11 protein-coding genes are annotated in these 15,715 nt (G+C 72.6%); 3 read left to right on the top strand and 8 right to left on the bottom strand.

What is annotated here, in order from left to right:
- Positions 1-50 precede the first annotated feature (50 nt).
- The 3 genes from coaE to rpsA all read right to left on the bottom strand — a co-directional run bounded on the left by coaE (position 51) and on the right by rpsA (position 3,576).
- Positions 51-671: a dephospho-CoA kinase gene (gene coaE, locus Sri02f_RS05845; protein WP_108999992.1), complete on the bottom strand. Its 621-nt coding sequence runs from the start codon at positions 669-671 to the stop codon at positions 51-53.
- Between the two features lie 91 nt (positions 672-762).
- Positions 763-1,701, bottom strand: coding sequence for a PAC2 family protein (locus tag Sri02f_RS05840; protein ID WP_108999991.1), 939 nt, complete (start codon positions 1,699-1,701; stop codon positions 763-765).
- Between the two features lie 372 nt (positions 1,702-2,073).
- Positions 2,074-3,576, bottom strand: coding sequence for a 30S ribosomal protein S1 (rpsA, locus tag Sri02f_RS05835; RefSeq protein WP_108999990.1), 1,503 nt, complete (start codon positions 3,574-3,576; stop codon positions 2,074-2,076).
- A gap of 377 nt (positions 3,577-3,953) precedes the next feature.
- On the opposite strand from rpsA, the gene Sri02f_RS05830 reads away from it, so the two are divergent.
- Positions 3,954-4,778, top strand: a complete 825-nt coding sequence (locus Sri02f_RS05830; RefSeq protein WP_373865073.1) for a class I SAM-dependent methyltransferase — start codon at positions 3,954-3,956, stop codon at positions 4,776-4,778.
- A 157-nt stretch (positions 4,779-4,935) separates the two neighbouring features.
- The gene (hrpB, locus tag Sri02f_RS05825) at positions 4,936-7,461 is read left to right on the top strand and encodes an ATP-dependent helicase HrpB (RefSeq protein WP_108999988.1); all 2,526 of its coding nucleotides are present in this window, start codon (positions 4,936-4,938) and stop codon (positions 7,459-7,461) included.
- Here the strand turns inward: hrpB and pgfA are convergent.
- The 3 genes from pgfA to Sri02f_RS05810 all read right to left on the bottom strand — a co-directional run bounded on the left by pgfA (position 7,451) and on the right by Sri02f_RS05810 (position 10,589).
- Positions 7,451-8,443, bottom strand: a complete 993-nt coding sequence (gene pgfA, locus Sri02f_RS05820; protein ID WP_108999987.1) for a cell envelope lipid trafficking protein PgfA — start codon at positions 8,441-8,443, stop codon at positions 7,451-7,453. The two genes, hrpB and pgfA, sit on opposite strands and share 11 nt — an antisense overlap.
- Before the next feature lie 59 nt (positions 8,444-8,502).
- Positions 8,503-8,637, bottom strand: a complete 135-nt coding sequence (locus Sri02f_RS05815) for an SPW_0924 family protein (RefSeq protein WP_108999986.1) — start codon at positions 8,635-8,637, stop codon at positions 8,503-8,505.
- A 197-nt stretch (positions 8,638-8,834) separates the two neighbouring features.
- Positions 8,835-10,589, bottom strand: coding sequence for a lytic transglycosylase domain-containing protein (locus Sri02f_RS05810; protein WP_108999985.1), 1,755 nt, complete (start codon positions 10,587-10,589; stop codon positions 8,835-8,837).
- A gap of 487 nt (positions 10,590-11,076) precedes the next feature.
- Here Sri02f_RS05810 and Sri02f_RS05805 point away from each other — a divergent pair, with 487 nt between their 5' ends.
- Entirely contained in the window at positions 11,077-12,027 is a 951-nt protein-coding gene (locus tag Sri02f_RS05805) for a DUF4184 family protein (RefSeq protein WP_108999984.1), read from the top strand.
- Here the strand turns inward: Sri02f_RS05805 and Sri02f_RS41085 are convergent.
- Together Sri02f_RS41085 and polA are read right to left on the bottom strand one after the other, a co-directional pair.
- Positions 11,993-12,454, bottom strand: coding sequence for a hypothetical protein (locus Sri02f_RS41085; protein ID WP_159106667.1), 462 nt, complete (start codon positions 12,452-12,454; stop codon positions 11,993-11,995). The two genes, Sri02f_RS05805 and Sri02f_RS41085, sit on opposite strands and share 35 nt — an antisense overlap.
- 257 nt (positions 12,455-12,711) lie before the next feature.
- Positions 12,712-15,438, bottom strand: coding sequence for a DNA polymerase I (gene polA / locus Sri02f_RS05795; protein ID WP_108999982.1), 2,727 nt, complete (start codon positions 15,436-15,438; stop codon positions 12,712-12,714).
- Positions 15,439-15,715 lie beyond the last annotated feature (277 nt).

Here is a 15,715-nt window from a genome sequence, read left to right as displayed (position 1 = left end):
GGAAAAATCCTTCCCTTGCTGGGAGGGTTCAACGCGCGGAGCCGGGGGCCCTATTCCGGGGAGGTCCCGTGGCGGGTGTGGGCTCTGCGGACGAGGTCGTTCCACACGTCGGTGACGCGCTGTCGCAGTTCGGGCAGGGGTACGTCGTTGTCGATCACGATGTCGGCGATCTCGCGGCGTTGTTCGCGTGTGGCCTGGGCGGCCATGCGGGCGCGGGCGTCCTGTTCGGGCATGCCGCGCAGACGTACGAGGCGGTCGAGCTGGGTGTCGGGGCGGGCGTCCACGACGACGACGAGGTCGTAGAGGGGGGCGAGGCCGTTCTCGGTGAGGAGGGGGACGTCGTGGACGACGACGGCGTCGTCCGGGGCGGAGGTCTCCAGTGCGCGGGAGCGGGCGCCGACGAGGGGGTGGACGATCGAGTTGAGGAGGGCGAGTTTCTCGGCGTCGGCGAAGACGATGGAGCCGAGCCGGGGGCGGTCGAGGTTGCCGTCTTCGGTGAGGACGTCCTCGCCGAAGGCGTCGACGACGGCCGCGAGGCCTTCGGTGCCGGGCTCGACGACTTCGCGGGCGATGCGGTCGGCGTCGATCAGGACGGCCCCGCATTCGACGAGCAGTCGGGACACTTCGCTCTTGCCGGCGCCGATCCCGCCGGTCAGGCCCACCTTCAGCATGACGGGAAGCTTAGGGCCTGCCGGTGACATCGCACTCGGCAGGCCCTGGAATGCTTCGGGAGGCCCTGGTGGGGGCCGCGCGGTGGGCGGGTCAGCCCTCTCCTTCGCGTTCGGCGAGGAAGCGCTCGAATTCCTGCCCGATCTCGTCCGCGGAGGGGATGTCGACCGGTTCGGCGAGCATGTTGCCGCGACTTTCCGCGCCGGCTGCCGCGTCGTACTGGTGTTCCAGGCCTTGGACGAGGCTGGTGAGTTCCTCGTCGCCTTCCTGGATCTGGCGGTCGATCTCGGTCTGCGTGCGGTGGGCGTCGGTGCGCAGGGAGTGGGCGATGCCGGGCAGGACGAGTCCGGTGGCCGCGGTGATCGCTTCCAGGACCGTCAGGGCCGCGTCCGGGTAGGCGGAGCGGGCGATGTAGTGGGGCACGTGGGCGGCGACGCCGAGGATGTCGTGGCCGGCTTCCATGAGGCGGTATTCGATGAGGGCCTCGGCGCTGCCGGGGACCTGGGCCTCGTCGAAGGGGCTGCGATGGCCGGGCGTGAGGTCGGTGCGGTTGCCGTGCGGGGTGATGCCGACGGGCCGGGTGTGGGGGACGCCCATGGGAATGCCGTGGAAGTTCACCGAGAGGCGGACGCCGAGCCGTTCGACGATCTGCTTCACGGCTACGGCGAAGCGTTCCCATTCGACGTCCGGTTCGGGGCCGGAGAGCAGAAGGAAGGGGGCGCCGGTGGCGTCCTGCACGAGGCGCACTTCGATGGTCGGCTCTTCGTACTCGGTCCACCGGTCGCGCTTGAAGGTGAGCAGCGGGCGGCGGGCGCGGTAGTCGACGAGCCGGTCGTGGTCGAAGCGGGCGACGAGTTGGTGGGGCAGCGAGTCGAGGAGTCGGTCGACGATCTGATCGCCGGTCTCGCCCGCGTCGATGTATCCGTCGAAGTGGTAGAGCATGACAAGTCCGGCCGATTCCTGGGCCAACGCCATGTCGACGACTGCCAGGCCTTTCGGCTCCCATGCGTACAAACCCTGCGGATCAAGCACTTGGACCGCTCCTCCTCGTGTTCTTAGAGGACAACGTGCCTTGCGGCGTGGGCATTCCCGCCTGGCGGTCAAGATCGGCGGACTCTTGCGGATCCCCCGGCTCGTCGTGCTGCCTCTCCCCTGGTGGCGAGGCCCTCCGGCCCGAGAGGCGCGGGAAACCGGGCACCCGGTCGGCCGTCTCGCAACCAGTTCGTACCCGGTCGGCAGTGGCACAACCGGGCCGTATGCGGTCGGCAGTCCCACAACCGGGCCGAAGGCCCGCACCTCGGGAACGCCAACGGGGAACGCCGAAGGCCCGCACCTCGAAAGGTGCGGGCCTTCGTCTACTGTCTGCCAAGCCTCAGCAGCTGGGGGTCTCCCGGCTGGGGGAGGTCAGCTCTGGCCGCCGGCCAGCTTCTCGCGCAGCGCGGCGAGCGCCTCGTCCGAGGCCAGCGCGCCGGAGGTGTCGGCGCCCTCGGAGGAGTACGAACCGCCACCGCTGCTCGCGGCCGGAGCCGCACCGGCGGCTTCGCCGCCTTCGGCGGCAGCGGCCTCGTCGGCCTCGCGGGACTTGATGACCTGGGCCTGGTGCTGCTCGAAGCGCTGCTGCGCCTCGGCGTACTGGCCCTCCCACGCCTCGCGCTGGGTCTCGTAGCCCTCGAGCCAGTCGTTGGTCTCGGGGTCGAAGCCCTCGGGGTAGATGTAGTTGCCCTGGTCGTCGTACGACGCGGCCATGCCGTAGAGCGTCGGGTCGAACTCGACCGAGGCCGGGTCGGAGCCGAAGGACTCGTTGGCCTGCTTGAGGGACAGCGAGATCCGGCGACGCTCGAGGTCGATGTCGATGACCTTGACGAAGATCTCGTCGTTGACCTGGACGACCTGCTCCGGGATCTCCACGTGGCGCTCGGCCAGCTCGGAGATGTGGACCAGGCCCTCGATGCCCTCGTCGACGCGGACGAACGCACCGAACGGAACCAGCTTCGTGACCTTGCCGGGGACGACCTGGCCGATCTGGTGCGTGCGGGCGAACTGCTGCCACGGGTCTTCCTGGGTCGCCTTCAGCGACAGGGAGACGCGCTCGCGGTCCATGTCGACGTCGAGGACCTCGACCGTGACCTCCTGGCCGACCTCGACGACCTCGGAGGGGTGGTCGATGTGCTTCCAGGACAGCTCGGAGACGTGGACGAGACCGTCGACGCCGCCCAGGTCCACGAAGGCACCGAAGTTGACGATCGAGGAGACGACGCCGGAGCGGACCTGACCCTTCTGCAGGGTCGTGAGGAACGTCTGGCGGACCTCGGACTGGGTCTGCTCCAGCCAGGCGCGGCGGGACAGGACCACGTTGTTGCGGTTCTTGTCCAGCTCGATGATCTTCGCCTCGAGCTCCTTGCCCACGTAGGGCTGGAGGTCGCGGACGCGGCGCATCTCGACGAGGGAGGCCGGAAGGAAGCCACGGAGGCCGATGTCGAGGATGAGACCACCCTTGACGACCTCGATGACGGTACCGGTGACGATGCCGTCTTCTTCCTTGATCTTCTCGATCGTGCCCCAGGCACGCTCGTACTGAGCGCGCTTCTTGGACAGGATGAGGCGGCCTTCCTTGTCCTCCTTCTGGAGGACGAGGGCCTCGATCTCATCGCCGACGGCGACGACCTCGTTGGGGTCGACGTCGTGCTTGATGGAGAGTTCGCGGCTCGGGATCACGCCTTCGGTCTTGTAACCGATGTCGAGCAGGACCTCGTCCCGGTCGACCTTCACGATGACGCCGTCGACGATGTCGCCGTCGTTGAAGTACTTGATCGTTTCGTCGATCGCGGCGAGGAAGGCTTCCTCGTTACCGATGTCGTTGACCGCAACCTGCGGGGTGGTGGCGGTGGTCTCGGTGCTGCTCGTCATGTGGGAAAGGGCTCCGGTTACGGACAGAAAGTCGTAGGTACTGCTACGCCGGGAGCCCGTATCGCTCTGAAGAAGCCGGACAGCCAAGGAAGCGCCTCACCAGGAAACTGGTGGTGGCGCCTCGAGAACCGAGGGGACATACAACAGATGCGAGCGCAGCCTGCTAGGTCTGAGGTGCGCAGGCCCGCAGCGCAACTTGTAGCATACGGGGGCAGCCGGGCAGGGTCAATGCGCGAAGGCGCACACCCGGGGCGGATCACCGCATACCCGGCACACAACCTTTCTCCTGAGGCCACGCAGGCCGCAGGAAGCCCCTTCGGTGACACCTGGGTGCCGCCGTCGGGCGGGTTGCACGGAAGAGTACGACGAGGGAGCCGATCATCCAAGAGCCCGCATCGTCCGAGACGGCCTTCGAGCCGGAAGCCACCCGACGTGACGCCGACGTCGCCGAGAGCACCCGGGCCAACCGGGGCTGGTGGGACCGCAACGCGGACGAATACCAGATCGAGCACGGCACTTTCCTGGGCGACGACCGCTTCGTGTGGGGCCCGGAGGGCCTCGACGAGGTGGAGGCGGAGCTGCTCGGCCCGCCGGAGGAGCTGAAGGGCAGGGCGGTCCTGGAGATCGGCGCCGGCGCGGCCCAGTGCGCGCGCTGGCTCGCCGCGCAGGGCGCGCTGCCGGTCGCCCTGGACATCTCCCACCGCCAGCTCCAGCACGCGCTGCGCATCGGCGGTCCGTTTCCGCTGGTGTGCGCGGACGCGGGCGCGCTGCCGTTCGCGGACGCCTCCTTCGACCTGGCGTGCTCGGCGTACGGGGCGCTGCCCTTCGTCGCCGATCCGGTGCTGGTACTGAAGGAGGTGCGGCGGGTGCTGCGGCCGGGCGGCCGTTTCGTGTTCTCCGTGACGCATCCGATCCGGTGGGCCTTCCCGGACGAGCCGGGGCCGGAGGGGCTGACGGTGTCGTCGTCCTACTTCGACCGCACGCCGTACGTGGAGCAGGACGAGGAGGGCCGGGCGGTGTACGTGGAGCACCACCGCACGCTCGGTGACCGCGTCCGCGACGTCGTGGCGGGCGGTTTCCGGCTGGTGGACCTGGTCGAGCCGCAGTGGCCGTCCTGGAACTCGTCGGAGTGGGGCGGCTGGTCGCCGTTGCGCGGCAACCTGATCCCGGGGACGGCCGTTTTCGTGTGCGAGCGGGACTGAGCAGGGCTGCGCGGGACTGTGCTGGGCTGAGCGGGGCCGCGCAGGGGTGCGCGGGACCGAGCGGGGCTGACCGGGACGCGGCGGCGCCGGACGTCGGGCCGTTCCCGGTGGCGCCCGCGCGTGGGGCGTGTGTCCGGCCTCGTACGACACTGGGGGCGTGAGCCTCCGTGACGACGCCCTGGACGCGCTGCCCGTGCGGGCCGCCCTGCCCTCCGTGAACGACGCCCTGGACGGGCACGGGGCCGTCGTGCTCGCCGCGCCGCCCGGCACGGGCAAGACGACGCTGGTGCCGCTCGCCCTGGCCGGGCTGCTGGGCGAGGGGCCGGCTCGGCGGGTGGTGGTGGCCGAGCCGCGGCGGATCGCGGCGCGGGCGGCGGCCCGGCGGATGGCGTGGCTGCTGGGCGAGCGGACCGGGGAGTCCGTCGGGTACACGGTCCGCGGTGAGCGGGTCGTGGGGCGGCGCACGCGTGTGGAGGTCGTCACGACCGGTGTGCTGCTGCAGCGTCTTCAGCGTGACCAGGAGCTCACGGGTGTGGACGTGGTGATGCTGGACGAGTGCCACGAGCGGCACCTGGACGCGGACACGTCGGCCGCGTTCCTGTGGGACGTGCGCGAGACGCTGCGGCCCGAGCTGCGGCTGGTGGCCGCCTCGGCGACGACCGACACGGCCGGGTGGGCGGGGCTGCTGGGCGGGGCGCCGGTGGTGGAGGCGCACGGCGCCGCCTTCGACGTCGAGGTGGTCTGGGCGCCGCCGGCGGGCGCGGTGCGGCCGCCGCACGGGATGCGGGTGGACCCGGCGTTGCTGTCGCATGTGGCGTCGGTGGTGCGGCGGGCGCTGGCGGAGCGCTCGGGGGACGTCCTGTGCTTCCTGCCGGGTGTCGGGGAGATCGCGCGGGTCGCCGGGCTGCTCGGGGCGCCGGACGGGGTGGACGTGCTCCAGGTGCACGGACGGGCGCCGGCGGCCGTGCAGGACGCGGTGCTGGCGCCGGGGGCGCGGCGTCGGGTGGTGCTCGCGTCGTCCGTGGCGGAGTCGTCGTTGACGGTGCCCGGGGTGCGGGTGGTCGTGGACTCGGGGCTGGCGCGGGAGCCGCGGGTGGACCACGCGCGTGGGCTGAGCGCGCTGGCGACCGTGCGGGCCTCGCGGGCTGCGGGCCGGCAGCGGGCGGGGCGGGCCGGGCGTGAGGCGCCGGGGGCGGTGTACCGGTGCTGGACGCAGGCGGAGGACGCGCGGCTGCCGCTGTTTCCGGCGCCGGAGATCAAGGTGGCCGATCTCGCCTCGTTCGCTCTTCAGGCGGCCTGCTGGGGCGATCCGCAGGCGGCGGGGCTGGCGTTGCTGGACCGGCCGCCTGCCGGGGCCATGGCGGCGGCCCGGGAGTTGCTGACGGCGATCGGCGCGGTGGACGCGTCCGGCGCGGCCACCGGGCGCGGGGTGCGGCTGGCCCGGCTGGGGCTGCACCCGCGGCTGGGGCGGGCGCTGCTGGACGGGGCGGAGGCGGTGGGGGCGGAGCGGGCCGCCGAGGTGGTGGCGCTGCTGAGCGAGGAGGCTCCGCGGGAGTACGGGGACGATCTGGCCGCCGCGTTGCGCGCCGCCCGGCGTGGGGGTGACGCGTATTCCGGGCGGTGGCGGGCCGAGGTGCGGCGGCTGCGGGCCGTCGTCGCCCAGGACGTCTCCCGGCCGCCCGGCCCGCTCTCTTCGGTGGCGGAGGGGGATGTGGAGGGTCTCGTGGGGCTCGTGGTCGCTCTCGCGTTTCCTGAGCGGCTCGCCAGGGCCGACGGCGGCTCGTATCTCATGGTGTCCGGGACCCGTGCCGAGGCCGGCCGGGGCACCGGGCTGCGGGGGGCGCCCTGGTTGGCGGTGGCGGTGGCCGACCGGCCTGTCGGTCAGGTGCACGCGCGTGTGCAGCTCGCGGCAGTCGTGGACGAGGGGGTGGCCCGGCTCGCGGCGGGTGCGCTGCTCCGGGAGCGGGACGAGGTGCACTGGGCCGACGGCGACGTGGTGGCGCGGCGGGTCGAGCGGTTGGGGGCGGTGGAGCTGGCGGTGCGTCCGCTGCGGGACGCCGACGCCTCGCTCGTGCGCGGTGCGCTCGTGGAGGGGCTTCGCCAGGAGGGGCTGCGGCTGCTGCGGTGGTCGCCCGAGGCGGACGCCCTGCGGCAGCGGATCGCGTTCGTGCGGCTGCGGGTGGGGGATCCGTGGCCGGACGTGGGCGACGCGTCACTGCACGCGCGCGTGGACGAATGGCTGGAGCCGGAGTTGAGCCGGGCCCGGCGGCGGGCCGATCTGGGGCGGATCGACGCCGGGCAGGCACTGGGGCGGCTGTTGCCGTGGGCGTCCGGCGAGGCGGGCCGGCTGGACGAGCTGGCGCCGGAGCGGATCACCGTGCCGAGCGGATCCAGGATCCGGATCGACTACGCCGATCCGCGGCGTCCGGTGCTGGCGGTGAAGCTGCAGGAGATGTTCGGGCTGCAGGAGTCGCCGCGGGTGGCGGGGGCGCCGCTGGTCGTGCATCTGCTGTCCCCGGCCGGACGGCCCGCGGCCGTGACGTCCGATCTCGCGTCGTTCTGGCGGGAGGGCTACCGGGCGGTGCGGGCGGAGTTGCGGGGCCGGTATCCGAAGCATCCGTGGCCGGAGGATCCGGCGGGCGCGGAGGCGACGCGGTACACCAACGCGCGGCTCAGGCGGTGACGGACCGGGGTTCGGCCGGTTCGGCGGGGGCCGGGTGGCGTGGGCGGCGGGAGCGCGCCTCCAGGAGGAGGGAGAGGGACATGAGCAGAACGCCGAGCAGGAGGGAGCCCCAGGGCAGGTAGGAGGTCAGGAGCAGGATGAGGGTGCGGTTGGACTTGACCAGGGCCACGGTGTGCTCGATGTAGTCCTCGCGCATCTTCACGTGCCCGGCGAATGCCGTGACCTTGGCGCGGCCGCCGAGGAGGGTGCCGCCGCGCAGTTCCTCCCGGTGGATCTCCTCGCCGTAGACGGGTGCTCCGGTGACGGGTTCGACCCAGAACCTGCGGACGGTGGTGTACCAGCGGGTGGTGCCGGTCTTGGCGACGGTCTGGGGGGTGATGCCCTGGACGGGCATCGTCTTGGGCATGGGGACTTCGGTCCACGGGACGGTCTGTTCGAAGTAGTAGACCTTCAGGCCGCGGAAGTCGCGGGCGCCCCGGTAGTGGATGGGGGCGGTGGTGCGGGTCTGGGCGTCGAAGTACTCGTAGTCCCGCTTCTGGGTGAGGAAGGGCCACTTGAACTCGATGCCCGTGCGGCGGACCGGGTCGCCGTCGACCATCTCGCCGGTGGCGTGGACGGGTTCTTGTGTGTGGGCGTCGAAGATGTAGCGCTCGGGGACCTTGGAGACCATCTTGCCGTCGGGTCCCTGGACGTAGGACAGTCCGTCCCAGACGACGACGTCCCGGCCCGCGGTCTTCTCGATGTTCTCGGAGGCCTGCACATCGCCCTTGAGGGTCTGCACGATGGTGACCTGGTGGACCGTGCGGGCGGTCATGGTGCCGTAGTCGAGGAGGGTGGCGTTCTTCGCCTGCAGGACCATCGTCTGGTACTCGTCGGCCGGGATCTTGGCCAGGCGCGGGTAGGCATACCAGCGCAGCAGCGGGGCGAGCGCCGCGAAGAACACGGCGAGGGCGAGCAGGACCAGGCCGGCGGTGCGGCGCATCTCGGCCTCCTTCGCGGACGGTGCCGGCGGGCGGGGACGGTCAGGGGCGGGCGGGGCGGTCAGGGGTGGGCGGGGACGGTCGTCAGCAGTGGTTTCGGGGAGGTCTTGCCGGTGGGCGCGCCCAGTGCGGTGAGCGTGAGGACGAGGGCGAGCGCGACGGCGAGACCGGTCGCGGCGGCGATGAGGGCGCGCATCGGGCCTCCCTGCGCGACGGCGACGGAATCGGCTGCCGGAACCGGCCAGGGGATCCCGCAGCGCAACTGACAGGTCGTCAGGTGCGGCACCGTAGCAACGGGCGCGCGAGATGAGAACACGTCGCACACGACGACGGCGCCCCCGCGTTCGCGGGGGCGCCGTCGTGATGGTGTGGAAGGGGGGTGCCGGCCGGGAGTTACGGGGTGGGATCCGTGGACGGCGACTCGCTGGGCGCCGGGCTCGGGGAGGTGGTCGCGGCGGCCGTGACGGTCAGTTCCACGGTGAGGGTCGCGCCGCCCTCGGTGGTGATGCGCAGCAGGTACGTTCCAGCCGTGTCGTCCGCGTACAGCTTGGGCAGGTGCAGCAGGCCCTTCGCGTCCGTCTGGAGGTCGAGGGCGCGCACGGCGTTGCCGGCGGCGTCCTTGAAGTAGGGGCCCTTGTCGTTCACTGTCGCGTCGTCGGCCGACCTGATCAGGGTGGCGGTTGCCGCGACCTTGTCCGCGACGGCGCCCTTGTAGGTGGCCTTGACCTCGACCTGGTCGGCGAACTCGCCGCCGACGACGCAGGTGAGCGCGGTGTCGCCGGTGCGGGCGAGGGCGTCGGCGGCGCGGGCGGTGACGGTGGCCCGGTAGTCGAGGGCGGAGATCGTGCGGCCGAAGAGCGTGGCGCGGACGGTGAAGTCGCCGGTCTTCTCGCCCGCCGTGAGCGCCGGCGCGAGGGCGACGCCCTTGCTGTCGGTGGCGACCACGGCGACGTTCTCGCCGCCGGTGAAGACGGCGTCGGTGTCGCCGACGATGGTGAAGCGGATCCTGACCTTGGCGACGGCCTTGCCGGCCGCGGTCTCCGCCCGGGCGCTGATCCGCTGGGTGTAGGCGTGGCCCGCCATGGCGGTGAGGCTCGCCGTGCCCGCGTCCTCCAGGTGGTCGACCGTGTCGGTCGGCGTGGGCGCCGGCGGGGTGGGCTTGCCGGGCGTGGGAGGCGTGGGGGCCGGCGGCTTGGGCGGGGCCGGCGGCTTGCTCGGCGTCGTCGGCTTGGCGGGCGTCGACGGGCTGCCGGGCTTGGCGGGCGTCGACGGGGCGGACGGCCAGGTGGGCGTGCTCGGGTAGTCGTCGCTGCGGTTGGCGGGCACGCTGCCGGTGCCGTTCGGGATCTCGTGCGTGCCCTTGCGGTAGTACTCCAGCCACGACAGGACGGTGTTGAGGTAGTCCGTCGAGTTGTTGTAGCTGAGGATCGCGCTGCGCATGCCGGCCGTGGTGGCCATGTCCCAGTCGTAGCGGCACAGGTAGTGGCCGGCGGCGAGCGCGGCGTCGTAGACGTTGTTGGGGTCTTTCTTGCCGTCGCCGTTGCCGTCGCGTCCCGCCCACGCCCAGGTGGAGGGGATGAACTGCATGGGACCCACGGCGCGGTCGTGGATGCTGTCGCCGTCGTAGGAGCCGTGGTCGGTGTCCTTGATGTCGGCGAAGCCGACGCCGTTGAGGACCGGCCCGAGGATCGGCGTGATCGTCGTGCCGTCGGCGGTGACGTTGCCGCCGCCCGCCTGGCCCGACTCGACCTTGCCGATGGCGGCGAGGAGCTGCCAGGGCATGTTGCAGCCCGGCTTGGACTGCGCGAGCGCCGCCTCGGCCTTCTTGTAGGCGTCGAGGACGGTCGCGGGGATGCCGGCCTCGGCGGTGCCGGCGGCAGCCGGGACGGTGGGCGAGCCGGCGGTCGGGGCCGGGGCGGGGCTCTTCAGCGGCGGCAGGTCCGTGTAGTACGGCGAGTTGCCGGTGGCGCTGTCGGCGGTGCCGGTGCCCGCGTCGGCGGACGAGGGGGTGTCGGCGGCGGTCTGTCTGCCCTGGCCGTCGGCCGTGACGTCCGGTGCCTGGGACGCGGCCAGAGCCGCGACGGCCAGTGCGGCCACGGTCGTGTTGACCGCTCCCTTGCGCAGTCTCGTGCCGAAATGCGCCGACATGAAGTGAAACCCTCCCGTGGACGCCGAACGTCCGTCTTCGCCTGCACTGTTGTGCCGTTGTCGTCGCCGCGCCGCCCGGTGCCCGGACGCCCCGGTTACCCTGCCGCCGTGCTGCTCGTGCCGCCTTGGCACCTTGGCGCCCTGGTGCCCTGGCGCCCTGGTGGCTCAAGTGCCTTGGTGCCGCTGTCCTGCCTGGTGGCCGTTGCCGGTTGCCGTTGCCGGTTGCCGTTGCCACTGGTGGGACGGTCTACCCGCCGCGAGGGTTGCACTCGCAAGGGCTTTGCCCTGCTTTTTATTCTTTTGTTCGACACGTTCGAGCCGCGGCGACCCAGGCGACCCTACGACAACTTCTTTTGGACCGGCACCCGTTCGAGCGTCGTTTTCACCGGCCGGTCACGCGCCGTTGGCCGGGAACCCTGCCCCGCATACTGGACGTCGTCGACCGCCGGGCCGCTCGGGCCCTCGACGTCCGCCCCCGGGAGCACCGTTGCCGTTCACGCTGAGTCATGCCGCGGCCGTGCTGCCCGCCGTGCGCGCCGACGGATCCGGCCGCGGGCGGCTGGTGCCGGCCGCCCTGGTGGCGGGGTCGTTCGCTCCGGACATGACCTACTACGCGGCGAGTGTCCGGCCGGGGGCCATGGAGTTCGGCGACGTCACGCACTCCTTCGCCGGTGTGTTCACGGTCGACGTGGGTGTCGCCTGGGCGCTGGTGATGCTCTGGCTGCTGGTGCGCGAGCCGCTGGTGGCGCTGCTGCCGCGCGGACGGCAGGGCCGGGTGGCCGCCCTGACCCGCTGCGGGACGCCACGCGCGCGGGTGCGGCCCCCGCTCCTCCTTCGGTGGTACGTCTCCGCGGCGCTGGGCGCGCTGACGCACGTGGTGTGGGACGCCTTCACGCACCTCGACCGCTGGGGCATGCGTCTGTTTCCCGTCCTCGGCGAGCAGATCGCCGGCTCGCCGCTGTACTGGTACCTGCAGTACGGGGGTTCGGCCGTGGCCGCGGTCGTCATCGCCGCGTGCGTCACGTACGCGCTGCGCCGGGCGCCCGACGCCGAACCGGCGGGGGTCCCGGTGCTCTCGGCGCGGGACCGGTGGTGGGCGGGCGCGCTGATCGTCGGGTGTGCGCTGGTCGCAGCCGTGCGGCGGGCGACCCGGTGGTGGGACTACTGGGGGGCGCGCGAGGCGAAGCCGTGGGAGCTCATTCCGACGCTGTGCTTCGGTGCGGGCGCGGGGCTGGTGCTGGGCCTGCTGCTGTACGCGGCCGGCGTGCGGCGGTGGCGGCCGGCCGCCCGGCGCGGGCATCCCGAACGGCCGGATGCGGAGACGGGCGCGGCTGCGCAGGCGGGCGCGGCTGCGCAGGCGGGCGAGGCTGCGCAGGCGGGCGAGGCCGCGGAGACGGGTGCGGTCAGTGTGCGGCGGGGCGGTCCGGGCGGTCCGTGACGGGTGGCGCGGTCGCGACGAGGACGGGGATGCGGCGGACCCTGCGGACCCTGCGCAGCCTGAGGAGCCTGAGGAGCCGGCCGAGGAAGCCGAGTGCGAGCGCCGGCCGGCCGTGCACCACCGCGGCCCACAGCCGCAGGGCGTCGCCCCGCGGCAGCGTCCGCAGGACGAGCGGGAGCAGCCGCGCGGGGACCGGTCGGGCCGGGTCCGGGCGGCGCACGCGCGCGGCGGCCGTGCGCAGGATCCTCGCGGCCGTGTGCAAGGCCGTGGCGGGCGTGCTCGGGACTTGGGCGGTGGCGGCGCGGGGCGCGAGGGCGGGGCGTGGACGCCTCCAGGGCGCTGTGCCGGGTTCCGCCCGGGTGCCGGCGACGGCCGTGGCGTGAACGCGTGCGTGGGCCTTGCGGCGGTGAAGCATGCGTATACCCATGGGCGCATCCTGGCGGTCGGCGACGGCCGAGGGCCTGTTCTCGACGGCCACGCGGGTGAGGGCCCTTCGGGGGATGACCGGCGGTGACGAAGGACGTCGCCACGGGCGGCGGCTTCGCCCACGGGGCCGAAAGGCGAGACGGGGCGGAGTGAAGGGGTGGAGAGCGTGGGGGCCCTGTCCGTGCGGACAGGGCCCCCACGCCGTCTCCCCGCGCAGCCGGGGCCGTGACGGCTGCCCGGCTGCCCGGCCGGCGCGGGCTAGTGCGCGGCCGACTCCCAGTCCGCGCCCGCGCCCACCGAGACGTCCAGCGGGGCCCTGAGGTGGACGGCGCCGGCCATCTCGCGGCGGACGAGTTCCTCGACGGCCACCCGCTCACCGGGGGCGATCTCCAGGACGATTTCGTCGTGGACCTGGAGCAGCATGCGCGAGGTGAGGCCCGCCGCGCGCAGTGCGTCGTCCACCTTGAGCATGGCGATCTTGACGATGTCGGCCGCGGTGCCCTGGATGGGCGCGTTGAGAGCCATGCGCTCGGCCGCCTCACGGCGCTGACGGTTGTCGCTGTTGAGGTCGGGCAGATAGCGGCGGCGGCCGAACAGGGTCGCGGTGTAGCCCGTCGCGCGTGCCTCGTCGACGGCGCGCCGCAGGTAGTCCCGTACGCCGCCGAAGCGCTCGAAGTAGGCGTCCATCAGGGCACGGGCCTCGCCCGCGTCGATGTTCAGCTGCTGGGACAGGCCGAACGCCGACAGCCCGTACGCCAGGCCGTAGGACATGGCCTTGATCTTGCGGCGCATCTCCGCGTCCACCGCGCCGGGCTCGACGCCGAACACCTGGGAGGCGGCAGTGGTGTGCAGGTCCTCGCCGGAGGTGAACGCCTCGATGAGACCGGCGTCCTCCGAGAGGTGGGCCATCACCCGCAGCTCGATCTGGCTGTAGTCGGCCGTCATCAGCGACTCGAAGCCCTCGCCGACGACGAAGCCGCGGCGGATGGCGCGGCCCTCGTCGGTGCGGACGGGGATGTTCTGCAGGTTGGGGTCCGTGGAGGACAGCCGGCCGGTGGCGGCGACCGTCTGGTTGAAGGTGGTGTGGATGCGGCCGTCGGCGGCGATCGTCTTGATCAGACCCTCGACCGTGACGCGCAGCTTCGCCTGCTCGCGGTGGCGGAGCATGACGACCGGCAGCTCGTTGTCCGTCTGGCCGGCCAGCCAGGCCAGGGCGTCGGCGTCGGTGGTGTAGCCGGTCTTGGTCTTCTTCGTCTTCGGCAGGCCCAGCTCGCCGAAGAGGACTTCCTGGAGCTGCTTGGGGGAGCCCAGGTTGAACTCGTGCCCGGCCGCGGCGTGCGCCTCCTTCACGGCCTGCTGGACGGCGCCGGCGAACATCTGCTCCATGGCCTCCAGATGGGCGCGGTCGGCCGCGATGCCATGGCGCTCCATACGGGCCAGGAGGACGGAGGTGGGCAGTTCCATGTCGCGCAGCAGGTCGGTCGCGCCGACTTCCTCCAGCCGACCGCGGAAGGCCTCCCCGAGGTCGACGATCGTGCGCGCCTGCACCATGAGGGCCTCGGCCTCCGCGCCGTCGTCGGCGCCGAAGGCGAGCTGGCCGTCGGCCGTCGCGGCGGGGGCCAGTTCGCGGCCCAGGTACTCCAGGGACAGCGCGTCCAGGTCGAAGGAGCGGCGGCCGGGCTTGACCAGGTAGGCGGCGAGCGCGGTGTCCATGAGGACGCCGGCGACCGACCAGCCGTGCTCGGCGAACACGCGCATGGCGCCCTTGGCGTCGTGCAGGACCTTGGGGCGTTCCCCGGCGGCGAGCCAGGCCGCCCACGCGCTCTCGTCGGTCTCGTCCAGCTCGGTCGGGTCGAACCAGGCGGCGGCTCCGCCGGCCGCGGCGAGCGCGACCTCGGCGACCGAGCCCGCGCCCAGCGCCCAGGTGTCGACGGTGGCCACGCCCAGGGTCTGCGTGCCGTGCTCGGCGAGCCAGCCGGCCAGCCCGCCCGTGCCCAGCACCGTGCCGTCCAGCTCCACGCCGGCGGTGATCACTGGGGTGGCTTCGGCCTCCTCGCCGCCGGGGTCGACGGCGAACAGCCGCTCGCGCAGGGAGGGGTTCCTGATCTCCAGGGTGTCGAGGACCATCGCGACGGCGGTGCGGTCGTAGGGGGCGCGCTCCAGTTCGGCGACCGCCTTGGGCAGTGCGACGTCCCGGACCATCTCGGTGAGGCGACGGTTGAGCTTGACGGCCTCCAGGTGGTCGCGCAGGTTCTGCCCGGCCTTGCCCTTGACCTCCTCGACGCGCTCGACGAGTTCCGCGAACGAACCGAACTGGTTGATCCACTTCGCGGCCGTCTTCTCGCCGACGCCGGGGATGCCGGGCAGATTGTCGGAGGGGTCGCCGCGCAGCGCCGCGAAGTCGGGGTACTGGGCGGGCGTCAACGCGTACTTCTCGAAGACCTTCTCCGGGGTGAACCGGGTCAGCTCCGAGACGCCCTTCGTGGGGTACAGGACCGTGGTGTGCTCGGAGACCAGCTGGAAGGAGTCGCGGTCGCCGGTGACGATCAGGACCTCGAAGCCGGCGGCCTCGGCCTGGGTGGCGAGCGTGGCGATGACGTCGTCGGCCTCGAAGCCGTCCACCGCGAACCGGGAGACGTGCATCGCGTCGAGGAGCTCGCCGATCAGCTCGACCTGGCCCTTGAACTCGTCGGGCGTCTTGGAGCGGTTGGCCTTGTACTCGGTGAACTCCTCCGAGCGCCACGTCTTGCGGGAGACGTCGAAGGCGACCGCGAAGTGCGTGGGCGACTCGTCACGCAACGTGTTGGCGAGCATGGACGCGAAGCCGTAGATCGCGTTCGTCGGCTGGCCCGTCGCGGTGGTGAAGTTCTCCGCGGGCAGCGCGAAGAACGCGCGGTACGCCAGCGAGTGCCCGTCCATGAGCATCAGGCGCGGGCGGCTTGCGCCGGTGGGGGTGTCGGTCTTCTTCGCTGCTGTCTCTGCCACGCCCCCGATCCTGCCACGCCCCACTGACACTCGGCTCCGGCCGACTCCGCTGGCCCGCACACCCTGTGCTCGCGCGCCCCGCCCGAGCCCTGCCCGCGCCGCGAGCGCGCACCCTCGGCTCCCCGCGCACGCGGCCTCTGTCTCCGCCCCCGCCCCTGCCCCCGCCCCCGCTCTTGCCCGTGGCCGTGGCCGTGGCCGTGAAGGTGACCAGTACCACACGGGATCCTTGTCGGCCGCGCGTGCGAGGATCCCTGTGGCAACGCGCACGGCAGGACGT

This window comes from Streptomyces rishiriensis (genome assembly GCF_003112535.1).
Taxonomy (GTDB): domain Bacteria; phylum Actinomycetota; class Actinomycetes; order Streptomycetales; family Streptomycetaceae; genus Streptomyces; species Streptomyces rishiriensis.
This window is presented reverse-complemented; position numbering and strand designations above follow the sequence as displayed.